Below are 11,557 nucleotides of genomic sequence, written 5' to 3'. Positions count from 1 at the left end.
GGACGGGAGCCTGGGAGGGAAACGGAAACCTGGCGGAGGGAGAGTCCCGTGATCGTCGCGCTGATCATCGCCTGTGAGGTCGGCTTCTGGGTGCTGCTGGCGGCCGGCCTCGGCCTTCGCTACCTCGCGAAGAAGCCCGCGCTGGGCGCGGCGGTCCTGCTGTGCGAGCCGCTGATGGAGCTGGTGCTGCTGGTGGTTACCACGCTCGACCTCAAGAACGGCGCCGAGCCGGACTGGAAGCACGGTCTGGCCGCGCTCTACATCGGCTACACCGTCGCCTACGGCCACTACACGGTCACGTGGCTCGACGGGCACGCCGCGTACCGGCTGGCCGGGGGGCCGAAGCCGGCCGGCGCCGGGTACGGGAAGGCGCGGGCCGTGCACGAGTGGAAGCTGTGGGTCCGCACCGTGATCGCCGCCGCCGTCGCCCTGGCCCTGCTCCAGATGGCCATCTGGTACGTCGGCGACGCGGGCGACGTCAGCTCGCTCCGGGCCTGGCAGTCCAGCGCCCTGCGGGTGGCCGGCATCCACGGCCTGATCGCCGTCGGATACACGATCTGGCCGAAAAAGGCCCCCGAGGGCGCCGAGGAGCGGCCCGTACCGGCGAAGAGCGGGTGAGCGCGCCGCCGGGCGGGCTACCGTTCGCCGCCCGGCACCCACAGCACGTCCCCGACCTCCTTGTTGGCCACCCGGGCCAGGATGAACAGGAGGTCGGAGAGCCGGTTCAGGTAGGTGGCGGTCAGCGGGTTCATCACCTCGCCGTGCACCTCCAGCGCCGCCCACGTGGAGCGCTCGGCGCGCCGGACCACCGTGCAGGCCTGGTGCAGCAGGGCCGCGCCGGGAGCACCGCCGGGGAGGATGAAGCTGCGCAGCTTCTCCACCTGCTCCAGGAAGAGGTCGCAGTCGGCCTCCAGCTTGTCCACGTAGAACTGCTCCACGCGCAGCGGCGGGTACTCCGGGTTCTCGACCACCGGGGTGCACAGGTCCGCGCCGACGTCGAACAGGTCGTTCTGCACGCGGACCAGGACCTTCACGACCTCCGGCGACAGCCCGCCGAGCGCGATCGCCGTCCCGATGGCCGCGTTGGCCTCGTTGGCATCGGCGTACGCGGAGATCCGCAGGTCGGTCTTGGCCGTGCGGCTCATGTCGCCGAGGGCGGTCGTGCCCTGGTCGCCGGTACGGGTGTAGATGCGCGTGAGGTTCACCATGCGGCCAGGGTAGACGGGCCCGCGGGGGAAAATCCGGGCGAGGTCGCCGCCGCTCGCGTACGGTCCGCCGGGGGCGCGCGAACCCCGGAACCGAGGAGCCGCGCCGTGGCCGATACGTACTGCCTCCGGCGCCCGGCCGAGCGGTGCGCCGCGGACGGCGGGTGAACTGGAGGGCCGGGCAGGGGTGCTGGGCCGTACCGGTGTGATGTCCGTCATCTGAGACGTGACGCGTGTTACTTCACGGTCACACCGCACCGCCCGGGCGCTAGTCTCCGCCGGAGTGGCTACGTGACTGAGCCGTAGGGAAACGAGGGGTGTGTAGTGGCTGGGAAGCTCGCCGTCATCGGTGCCGGACTCATGGGTTCCGGAATCGCGCAGGTCTCCGCTCAGGCGGGTTGGGACGTCGTACTCCGCGATGTCACCGAGGCCGCGCTGACCCGCGGTACGGACGGGATCAAGGCCTCTTACGACAAGTTCGTCTCCAAGGGCAGGCTGACGGCCGAGGACGCCGAGGCGGCGCTCGCGCGCATCACCACCACCACGGACCTCGACGCGGTCGCCGACGTCGACATCGTGGTCGAGGCGGCCTTCGAGAAGATCGAGATCAAGCACGAGATCTTCCGCGCCCTGGACAAGATCGTCCGTGAGGACGCGATCCTCGCCTCCAACACCTCCGCCATCCCGATCACGAAGATCGCGGCCGTGACGGAGCGTCCGGAGCGCGTCGTCGGCGCCCACTTCTTCTCGCCCGTCCCGATGATGCAGCTGTGCGAGCTCGTGCGCGGCTACAAGACGAGCGACGAAACCCTCGCCACCACCCGGGCGTTCGCCGAGTCCGTCGGCAAGACCTGCATCGTCGTCAACCGCGACGTCGCCGGCTTCGTGACGACCCGTCTGATCTCCGCGCTGGTCGTCGAGGCGGCCAAGCTGTACGAATCGGGCGTGGCCTCCGCCGAGGACATCGACATCGCCTGCAAGCTCGGCTTCGGGCACGCGATGGGCCCCCTGGCCACCGCCGACCTCACGGGCGTCGACATCCTGCTGCACGCCACCAGCAACATCTACACCGAGTCCCAGGACGAGAAGTTCGCCCCGCCGGAGCTCATGCGCCGGATGGTGGACGCCGGGGACATCGGCCGCAAGAGCGGCCAGGGCTTCTACAAGCACTGAGGCCTGACCCTGCCACGGAGCACCACCGTTCGAATGCCGTCACCCCTCAGGGTGAATTAGGTATCGGTTCGCTCACGGTCGGCAACTTCCCTGCCCGTGCGGCAGTCAGTTGCAGTGAGAGTTGCCGACCACGGACCTGTCGGACCATACGTACGCAGTACCGCCGGGAGTACACATGCACATCAGGGGCGACCACGCCGAACTCGCTGTCGGGGGCCGCCTCGACGTGCGCAGCGCGGCGGACGCCCGTACGGCCCTCCACTCCGCCCTCGACGACGGCCAGGGCGATCTCGTGCTCGACCTCACCGGGCTCGACTCCTGGGACGCCACCGGTCTCGGCGTGATCATGGGAGCGCACCGCCGGGCCGGCCGGACCGGCCGGCGCCTGGTCCTGCGCGGGGTGCCGCCGCAGATGCAGCGGCTGCTCGTCGCGACCCGGCTGCACCGGATCCTCGCGATCGAGGGCGGCCTGGAAGCCGAGTCCCTGCCCCGCGTCTGACCGGCAGACCGCTGACCTCCGCGTTCCCCGCGGAAACGTAACGGTCCGGTGGTGATCGCCCCCCTGCGGTTTCCCGCACGACCGGCCACGGTCTAGGGTTCGGGCGGAAACCGGACCGGTAGCGACAGCGGGTGCGCCAAGGCCGGGCGGTACGACGGCGAGGCGCGCGGCCCGCGATCGGGGGACTGGGTCATGGACCGTACACAGGGGCAGGGCGAGCAGAACGAGCAGCCCACGGGCGGTCCCGCGGCGCCCACCGCGGCCAAGGCACCCGTGGCGGCCAGGACACCCGCGGCGGCCGGGCCCGCGCGGGTCGTCAGCCTGACCGCGGGCGAGTTCAGCCTCACCGTCAACCCCGTCGACGGCAGCGAGATCGAACCGCTGCGCCCCGGCACCGAGCCGGCCCGCCCCGCCAAGCGCGACGCCGCCGCCCGCGCGGCCCGCGCCGCCGCGGCCCGGCCGCCCGTACTGCCGGGCCCCGCCGTCACCGCCCGCCCCCTGCTGGAGCGCGAGGAGGAACGCGAGCGGCTCGTCCGGCTGCTGGGCCGGGGCCGTTCCGTACGGCTGACCGGGCCCTCCGGATCCGGCCGCAGCGTGCTGCTCGACGCGGTCGCCGACCGGTGCGAGGGCCTCGCGCCCGACGGCGTCGTGCGGCTCTGCGGCTACGGGCACCAGCAGCCCGGGGAACTGCTCCACGCCCTCTACGCGACCGTGTACGAGGCCGAGCGGCAGCGGCCCGGACGGGCCGAGCTCCTGGCCCGCGTACGGGAGATAGGCGCCGTCGTCCTCCTGGACGACCTGGAGATGGGCGGGCCCGCCCTCGACGAGCTGATGCGCGCCACCCCCGAATGCGCCTACCTGCTGGCCGCGACCCCCGACACCAGGGCCCCCTCCGACGACTCGCACATCGAGGAGGTCTTCCTCGCCGGACTGGGCAAGGCCGACTGCCTCGAACTCCTGGAAGCGGGCGTCGGACGGCCGCTGACGGACGAGGAGACCGCCTGGGCGGGCGACCTGCGCTTCGCCTCCGAGGGGCTGCCCCTGCGCTTCGTACAGGCCGCCGCACTGCTGCGGCAGCGCGACGAGCTCAACCACAGCGACGAGGACGACGAGGAGGAGGAGCCCGGCGTCTTCGAGGAGCGCCCGCGCGACGCCGTGCACGTACCGCTGCCGACCCTCGCCGAGGGCGCCGCCCCGGCGGAGCTGCTGGCCTCGCGGGTCAGCGAGTCGGCGCGCGCGGCCCTGCGGATCGCGTGCGCGCTGGGCGGTGAACTGCCGCACCACGCGCACCTGCCCGCGCTGGTGGGGGACACCCACGCCGACACCGCGGTGGCGGAGCTGCTCGCCTGCGGGCTGCTGACGCCCGTCGGGACGCGGTACCGGCTGGCGTCGGGCGTCGCACGGCAGCTGGAGGAGGTCGGCTACGGGGAGACCGTGTCGGAGGAGGCCCGTACGGCCGCCCGGCACTACGCCTGGTGGACGGGGCACGCCTCGGTGGTTCCGGAGCGGGTCGCGGCGGAGGCGGACGCGGTGCTCGCGGCGCTGGCCGGCGCGGACGTGGTCGCGGCGGTGCTGCTGGCCCGCACGGCGGCTGCGGCCTTCGCGGCCTCGCTGCACTGGGAGGCCTGGGAGCGGGTGCTGCGCTCGGGAGCGGAGGCCGCGCGTAAGGCCGGGGAGGTCGCCGAGCAGGCGTACTTCCACCACGAGCTCGGTGTACTGGCCCTGTGCGAGGACCGCCTGGACCGGGCGCGGGCCGAACTGGAGACCTCGATCGGGCTGAAGGGCGCCCTGGCGGACAAGCGGGGCACGGTCGCGGGGCGGCGGGCACTGGCACTGGTCGTCGACCGGGAGACGGCGGGGGCGGCCGGATCGCCGCCGCTGCGCCTGGAGGCACCGGCCGCCCTGGCGGCCGCCCCGGAGGCCGAGACGGCGGCCCTCCCGGCCGCACCGGCCGCCTCCACCCCCCTGGCTGCCTCCGCCCCCCGGGCCGCCTCCGCCCCCCGGGCCGTCACGGCCACCCCGGGCGCTCCGGCCACCCCGCCCGCAGGGGAGGCCTCCGAGGCAGCCACCACCCGTGTGCCCCCGGTGGCCGCGGTGGGTCCGGTCTCCGCCGAGGCGGTGACCCGGATGACCCCGGTCGTACCGGTCACCGCCCGCACGGCGGCACCCACGACGCTGTCCGAGGTCTTCGAGGACGCCTTCCCGCTGAACCCGAAGCCCGCCACGCCCACGGGGCCCCTTCCCGCCGCCGCACCGGCTCCGGCCCGCCGCCGCCGCCGGACCGTGCTGCTGGCCGGCGCGGGCGCGCTGACCGTGGTGGCGCTGGGCACGGTGGTGAGCCTGGCGATGAGCTCCCCGGACGAGACCGCGCCGCCGCCGACGCAGGCACCGGCGGTGTCCACCACCTCCACGGCGACGGACCCGGCCACGACCGGGGTGACCAGCGGGAACGATCCTGCACCGGAGCCGCCCGTATCGGCCCCGCCGGCACAGACCCCGGAGCCCGGGCAGAGCGTCGCCCCGACCCCGGGCCGCAGCCCCGCCCGGACCCCGTCGCGCCGCCCGTCCTCGACGCCGCCGGCCCACTCGACGCCGCCGACGACCACGTCCGCCTCGCCCACGCCGACCGGCACCGACACCTCGCCCTCGCCGTCGGAGAGCGTCGTGCCGTCGCCGACGACGACCACCGCCACCCAGTCGGGTACGGCCGTCTCACCGGCCACGGACCGGTGAACGCCGACGGCTCCGTCCCTGGGGACGGAGCCGTCGTACGGTGCGGAGCGGGGGATCAGAACAGGCGGAGCTTGTCGTCCTCGATGCCGCGCAGCGCGTTGTAGTCCAGGACCACGCAGTCCATGCCGCGGTCCGTCGCCAGGACCTTCGCCTGCGGCTTGATCTCCTGGGCCGCGAAGATGCCCCGGACGGGGGCCAGGTGCGGGTCGCGGTTGAGGAGTTCGAGGTAGCGGGTCAGCTGCTCGACACCGTCGATCTCGCCGCGGCGCTTGATCTCCACGGCCACCGTCGCGCCCGAGGCGTCCCGGCACAGGATGTCCACCGGGCCGATCGCCGTCATGTACTCGCGCCGGATCAGCGTGTAGCCCTCGCCCAGCGTTTCGATGCGGTCCGCGAGGAGTTCCTGGAGGTGCGCCTCGACGCCGTCCTTGATGAGCCCCGGGTCGGTGCCGAGCTCGTGGGAGGAGTCGTGGAGGACTTCCTCCATGGTGATGATGAGCTTCTCGCCCGCCTTGTTGATGACCGTCCAGATGTTGGCCTCATCGCCGCTCCCCTCTTTGAGGGTGCACGGCGGGGACATCCAGTTGAGCGGTTTGTACGCTCGGTCGTCCGCGTGGATCGAGACACTGCCGTCGGCCTTCACGAGGATGAGACGGGGTGCCGAGGGCAGATGGGCGGTGAGCCGGCCCGCGTAGTCGACGGAGCAGCGGGCAATGACGAGACGCATGGTCGGCAACGCTACTCGACGAGAAGGCCTTCACGCGATTCGCCCCTGAAAGCCCCGTTCGCCGATGGCGCGTTGTATGCGCATTCTCCTGGTGCGTCACCGATGGGACGCCTACCGTGGTGAGCGGGAGGTTGTCGAGCGTGCACTCTGCGTCGCGATCTCCTTCCCTGCCCGTAAGACTCCGGCAACCCAAACAGCCGGGGTCGCGAGAGGAGAACCCATGTCGCTCGACGTCTCACCGGCCCTACTCGAACAGGCCGAGCGAGGCGAGGTCGACGAAGCCGCTTTCGTCGACTGCGTCCGGACCTCCCTGCCCTTCGCCTGGGAGATGATCAGCTCGCTGGTGGCTCAGCTGAAGGTGGACGGCGGAGAGTTCGCCGACAACCAGACGCCGCCGCCGGACGAGCAGGCGCGAGGGCAGCTGCTGCGCGCTCTCGCGAGTGACGCGATACGCGGTGCGCTGCAGCGGCACTTCGGAGTGCGCCTGGCATTCCAGAACTGTCACCGGGTGGCGGTGTTCCCGCTGGATCCCTCGGTGGACGACCGGCTGGCCAAGTTCACTTCGATCCGTGGTCAGCTGCTCAACCAGTCGCCGGAGCTGCGGGACTGCTAGGCCGTGCCGGCCGTGTCCCGGCCGCCTCTTCCGGATCATGCCGCCTGGGCGTGGTCCGGATGAAGCGGCCCGGGTGTCGAGCCGGGAGGTCTCAGCCGAGGCGGGGAAGGACATCGGCGCCGAGCCGGCGTACGTTCTCCTCCGTCGCGGCGAGATCACCGGAGCCCTCCGTCAGGAGGGCGAAGCGCGTGATGCCCGTCCGTGCCGACGTGGCCGCCAGCCGGTCCGCCGCCACCTCCGGGGTGCCCACCGGGTGCAGGTCGCACAGGAGTTCCGTGTAGGCGACCGGATCCCGCATCGCGCGGGCCCGGCCGTCCACGGTCACATGCGCGTCGAGGCCCTGCCTCAGCCAGCCCGGCATCGCCTTCAGCAGGGTCTCGCGCGCGTCCGCCGTACGGTCCGCGATCTGGCACACCCCGGCCGACACGTGGCCCGCGCCGGCCACGTGCTCGCGCGAGTGGCCTGCCGCCAGCGCCGTGCTGCGCCACAGCGCGACCATCTCGGCCTTGCTCTCGTCCCCGCAGTGCATGCCGAGGAGCATCGGCAGCCCGCGCTCCGCGGCCATCCGCACCGACGACGGCGAGGTGCAGGCCACGATCACCTCGGGCCCGGCCGTGTCCCCGTCCAGGGACTCCGAGGGGCGCGGTACGACGGCCACCTCGCGGAATCCGTACCGCTCGCCGGCGGCGCCCACCCGCGCCTCCGTCAGCCAGCGCCGCAGCAGGTCCAGGGCCTCCGGGAAGCCGTTCTCGTAACTCTCCAGGCCGCCCCCGAACACCTCCAGGTCGACCCACGGCCCGCCGCGGCCCACCCCGAGGGTGAACCGGCCGCCCGAGGTCATGTGCAGCAGGGCCGCCTGCTCCCCGAGCGCCACCGGGTGCGTGCTCGGCAGCACGCTCACCGCCGTGCCCACCCGCAGGCGCCGGGTCCGGCCCAGCAGCAGGGCCGCCAGGGTCACCGCCGACGGGCAGACCCCGTACGGGACGAAGTGGTGCTCGGCGAGCCAGACCGAGTCGAGCCCGGCCTCCTCGGCCACTTCGGCGGTCCGCACCGCCCGGTGCAGTGCCTCGCCCTGTCCCTGGCCCGGGAACTGGGCCGCCAGTACAAACGCTCCTACGCGCATCGCCTTTAGCCTCCTCGCGGCTGACGCGGCCTCCCCCAGGTGGACCGGTTCTTCCTATGGCAACAACGTCTGACACGTGCCAAAGGCACGGGCTGACAGGAAAGTTATTGGGATTGTCGGGCCACTGCGTTTCGCGCGGCCCCCTTCCCCGGCAACCCTGCGGGTACCCGGCCTCGCTGCGCGTAGTCTGGGAGAAAGTCACTGCCGTCCGCCCATCCGTGAGGTATACGTGTCACCGCGCAACAACCGCCCCAGGGGCGGCGAGACCCCGGACGAACGCCCCAGCACCGGCCTCGACCGCTACGGGCTGGAGCGCACGGAGGAGTACCAGGGCGAGGACTGGAAGGTCCGCCACGTGGCCGGCGCGAGCGCGGCCGGCAAGCGCTACCGCTGCCCCGGCTGCGACCAGGAGATCCCCTCCGGCACCCCGCACCTGGTGGCCTGGCCCGAGTACGGCGGCGTGGACGACCGCCGGCACTGGCACAAGGCCTGCTGGAACGCGAAGGACCGCCGCACCTCGAAGGTGCAGCGGTCCCGCAACGCTCCCCGGTACTGAACCGGCGCCACCTCCCCGGCCGGGGACCCCTACACGTCCCGGCGGCCGACGATCACGTACGAGGCGGTCACCGCGGCGCCGGTGACCAGCACGATCAGTGCCAGGTGCGAGAGGTTGCTCGGCGACGGGCCGAGGTCGCCGCCCTCGGGCAGGCCGAACAGCTGCATCATCGCCACCGGCACGTTGTGCCGCAGGACGAGCCGCCCGACGGGCTCGACGGACGGCCACATGCTGAGCATGGCCCCGATCACCGGCGGCAGCGTGACCAGGCCCAGCATCACGGCGATCCCCCCGGCCGAGTGCCGCACCAGCGCGCCGATCGCGAGCGCGAGCACGCCGAGCAGCGTGACGTAGCCGCAGCCGAGCAGCGCCCCGAACCACTCGTCGGCCGCGTGCGGGCCGGAGGCGGTGCCGCCGCGGGCGACCGCAGCGGTCACCCCGACCACGAAGACCGACAGCGTGGTGGCGACGAAGGCCGTCATGCTGAAGACGAGGTACTTCGCGGTGAGCACCCGGTACCGGTCCGGGGCGGCCGTGAAGGTGGTCCGCACCAGCCCCGTGCCGTGCTCCGAGCTTATGGTCAGCACGCCGAGGACGATCACCGCGAGCTGGCCCACCAGCAGGCCGATCAGGGCGGGCGTGGTGAAGTTGATCTGGGCGAAGTCCTCGTCCGCGGTCTGCCTGACGACGAGCAGGCCGATACCGACCACGGTCAGCACGAGCGAGCCCAGCGTCCACAGGGTGGAGCGGAGCGAGACCAGCTTGGTCCACTCCGAGGCCAGGGCGTGCCCCAGGTGCGGCCGCGGCGTGGCCAGGGGGGAGCTGTAGCCCCCGGGCTGCTCCGCCGTCGTGGTCGTCGGGGTCATCGGGTGTCCTCGGGGGTGCGCGGGGTGGTGTTCCTGGCGGTGCTCGCGAGCTCGCCCGGCTTGCTGGGCATCAGGAAGGGCTGCCCGCCCGCCCCGGGCGGCGGGGGAGCGTAGAAGCCGGTCTGCGGGACCTCCGGGGCCGTGGCCTCCGCCTCCTCCTCCCAGGCGGGCAGGGCGAACGGCTCCGGCTCCCACAGCTCGGCCCGCGGGTCGTCCGTGGAGGTGTACTCGACCTCGGACTGGGTCATCCGCATGTACGCCTCCTCCAGCGAGGCCCGGTGCGGTGACAGCTCCCACAGCCGTACGCCTGCCTCGTGCGCGAGGTCCGAGATCCGCGGCAGCTCCAGCCCCGTCACGCGGAGTGCTCCGCCGGGCTCCTGGAGGACCCGCCCGCCGGCCTTGGCGAGGGCCTTGCCCAGCGTCTCCCGGCCATCGCGATCAGTGTCGGCCGCGCGCACCCGAGCGAATCCGGCCGAGTTGTGCGCGATGAAATCCTGGGTACCCATGTCGGCCAGCAGCCGCCCCCGGCCGATGACGATCAGGTGGTCGGCGGTCAGCGCCATCTCGCTCATCAGGTGCGAGGAGACGAGGACCGTGCGGCCCTCGGAGGCGAGGCGGCGCATGAGGTTGCGGACCCAGAGGATGCCCTCGGGGTCGAGCCCGTTGACCGGCTCGTCGAACAGGAGCACCTGCGGGTCGCCGAGCAGGGCGGTGGCGATGCCGAGCCGCTGGCCCATGCCGAGCGAGAAGCCCTTCGTACGCTGCCGGGCGGCGTCCTGGAGGCCGACCACGGCCAGTACCTCGTCCACCCGCTTCTCGGGGATCCCGGAGAGCTGGGCGATGGACAGCAGGTGGGAGCGGGCCCGGCGGCCGCCGTGCACGGCCTTGGCGTCGAGCAGCGCCCCCACGTGCCGCTGGGCGTTCGGCAGCTCCCGGAAGGGCCGGCCGTTGATGGTGACGTGGCCGGACGTGGGCCGGTCCAGGCCCACGATCATGCGCATGGTGGTGGACTTGCCGGAGCCGTTTGGCCCCAGGAATCCCGTGACGTGACCCGGCTTGACCTGGAAGGACAGCTGGTCGACGGCGGTCTTCGCGCCGAAGCGCTTGGTCAGGCCGACTGCCTCGATCATCTTGCTGCCCCTTACCAGGCCGGGACGACTTTCGCCCGCGTAAGGGTTAAGAGGATAACGAGGTTCCTCTGGTTCCGTCCCGGGCCGGATCCCTGAGCCGCCCCCGAGGCCGACCCTGGCATGACCCGTAGTCCTTCAGGAGGGGGCCGGACGTCAGGCGTCCCTCTTCCGGAGGACCAGGTAGCCCCCGAGTACCGATGCGGCCACCCACAGGAGCATGATCCCGAGCCCGCCCCACGGACCGTAGGGGCTCTCGGCGCTGCCCATGGCGTTCGGTACGACCTGCATGATCTTCGACCCGGCCGCGGTGGGCAGGTACTGACCGTATTCACGGGTCGCCTCGAAGGCGTTGAGGAGGTTCGTGACGATCAGGAAGAACGGGATCAGGATGCTGATCGAGGCGACCGAGCTGCGCAGCATGGTCGCGACCCCCATGGAGAACAGGGCGATGAGCGCCATGTACACGCCGGCGCCGACCACCGCGCGCAGGACGTTCTCCCCGCCGAGACCGGTGCCGTGGCCGCCCAGGATCGCCTGGCTGAGGAAGAACGACACGAAGCTGGTCAGGAGTCCGACCAGCAGGGACAGCGCCGTGGCCACGGTGAGCTTGCCGGACAGGAAACCCCCGCGGGCGGGTACGGCGGCCAGTGAGGTGCGGATCATGCCCGTGCTGTATTCGGTGCTGACCACCAGCACGCCGAAGACGATCATCGCGAGCTGGCCGAACTGCATGCCGGCGAAGCTCACCAGGGTGGGGTCGAAGGTGGCCCGCTCGATCTCGCTCATGTCGTTGAAGCCCGCCGCGACCGCGGTGGAGATCAGGGCGCCGAAGCCGGCGGTGACGATCAGGGCCAGGGCGAGGGTCCAGCTGGTGGAGGCGACCGTGCGGATCTTGGTCCACTCGGACTGGAGGACGGCGGTGAAGGCCATGC

12 protein-coding genes are annotated in these 11,557 nt (G+C 72.5%); 6 read left to right on the top strand and 6 right to left on the bottom strand.

What is annotated here, in order from left to right; translation table 11 throughout:
- Positions 1-48: 48 nt before the first annotated feature.
- Positions 49-618, top strand: a complete 570-nt coding sequence (locus tag Sspor_RS15640) for a hypothetical protein (protein ID WP_202199694.1) — start codon at positions 49-51, stop codon at positions 616-618.
- Positions 619-635: 17 nt separating this feature from the next.
- On the opposite strand, the gene Sspor_RS15635 is transcribed toward Sspor_RS15640, so the two are convergent.
- Positions 636-1,208, bottom strand: coding sequence for a cob(I)yrinic acid a,c-diamide adenosyltransferase (locus Sspor_RS15635; RefSeq protein ID WP_202199693.1), 573 nt, complete (start codon positions 1,206-1,208; stop codon positions 636-638).
- A 321-nt stretch (positions 1,209-1,529) separates the two neighbouring features.
- On the opposite strand from Sspor_RS15635, the gene Sspor_RS15630 reads away from it, so the two are divergent.
- The 3 genes from Sspor_RS15630 (at position 1,530) to Sspor_RS15620 (ending at position 5,610) form a co-directional block, all read left to right on the top strand.
- Positions 1,530-2,378 carry a 3-hydroxyacyl-CoA dehydrogenase family protein gene (locus tag Sspor_RS15630; protein WP_202199692.1) on the top strand — a complete coding sequence of 283 codons (849 nt, stop codon included), beginning with the start codon at positions 1,530-1,532 and terminating at the stop codon, positions 2,376-2,378.
- Between the two features lie 175 nt (positions 2,379-2,553).
- Positions 2,554-2,877 (top strand): STAS domain-containing protein, encoded by a 324-nt coding sequence (locus Sspor_RS15625; protein WP_030764081.1) that lies wholly within the window; start codon positions 2,554-2,556, stop codon positions 2,875-2,877.
- Between the two features lie 192 nt (positions 2,878-3,069).
- The gene (locus tag Sspor_RS15620; protein ID WP_202199691.1) at positions 3,070-5,610 is read left to right on the top strand and encodes a P-loop NTPase family protein; all 2,541 of its coding nucleotides are present in this window, start codon (positions 3,070-3,072) and stop codon (positions 5,608-5,610) included.
- Between the two features lie 55 nt (positions 5,611-5,665).
- On the opposite strand, the gene nucS is transcribed toward Sspor_RS15620, so the two are convergent.
- Positions 5,666-6,337, bottom strand: coding sequence for an endonuclease NucS (gene nucS, locus Sspor_RS15615; RefSeq protein ID WP_189743080.1), 672 nt, complete (start codon positions 6,335-6,337; stop codon positions 5,666-5,668).
- A gap of 220 nt (positions 6,338-6,557) precedes the next feature.
- Between nucS and Sspor_RS15610 the strand changes: the two genes are divergently transcribed.
- Complete coding sequence (locus Sspor_RS15610) at positions 6,558-6,950, top strand: SCO5389 family protein (RefSeq protein WP_030009605.1); 393 nt, start codon at positions 6,558-6,560, stop codon at positions 6,948-6,950.
- Positions 6,951-7,041: 91 nt separating this feature from the next.
- Here the strand turns inward: Sspor_RS15610 and Sspor_RS15605 are convergent, their stop codons facing one another.
- Complete coding sequence (locus Sspor_RS15605) at positions 7,042-8,073, bottom strand: LLM class flavin-dependent oxidoreductase (RefSeq protein WP_202199690.1); 1,032 nt, start codon at positions 8,071-8,073, stop codon at positions 7,042-7,044.
- Between the two features lie 229 nt (positions 8,074-8,302).
- Here Sspor_RS15605 and Sspor_RS15600 point away from each other — a divergent pair, with 229 nt between their 5' ends.
- Complete coding sequence (locus tag Sspor_RS15600; RefSeq protein ID WP_030009607.1) at positions 8,303-8,629, top strand: Rv1322 family protein; 327 nt, start codon at positions 8,303-8,305, stop codon at positions 8,627-8,629.
- A gap of 29 nt (positions 8,630-8,658) precedes the next feature.
- On the opposite strand, the gene Sspor_RS15595 is transcribed toward Sspor_RS15600, so the two are convergent.
- From Sspor_RS15595 to Sspor_RS15585, 3 genes are all read right to left on the bottom strand, one after another.
- Positions 8,659-9,495 (bottom strand): ABC transporter permease, encoded by an 837-nt coding sequence (locus Sspor_RS15595; protein WP_202199689.1) that lies wholly within the window; start codon positions 9,493-9,495, stop codon positions 8,659-8,661.
- Positions 9,492-10,625 (bottom strand): ABC transporter ATP-binding protein, encoded by a 1,134-nt coding sequence (locus tag Sspor_RS15590; RefSeq protein ID WP_202199688.1) that lies wholly within the window; start codon positions 10,623-10,625, stop codon positions 9,492-9,494. The genes Sspor_RS15595 and Sspor_RS15590 overlap by 4 nt, the downstream gene beginning before the upstream one ends.
- Positions 10,626-10,778: 153 nt before the next feature.
- The gene (locus Sspor_RS15585) at positions 10,779-11,555 is read right to left on the bottom strand and encodes an ABC transporter permease (RefSeq protein WP_202199687.1); all 777 of its coding nucleotides are present in this window, start codon (positions 11,553-11,555) and stop codon (positions 10,779-10,781) included.
- Between the last annotated feature and the right edge of the window lie 2 nt (positions 11,556-11,557).

This window comes from Streptomyces spororaveus, from assembly GCF_016755875.1.
In the GTDB taxonomy this organism is placed as follows: Bacteria; Actinomycetota; Actinomycetes; order Streptomycetales; family Streptomycetaceae; genus Streptomyces; species Streptomyces spororaveus.
The sequence above is the reverse complement of the archived record's forward strand: the minus strand, read 5'-3'. Positions and strand labels throughout refer to the sequence as shown.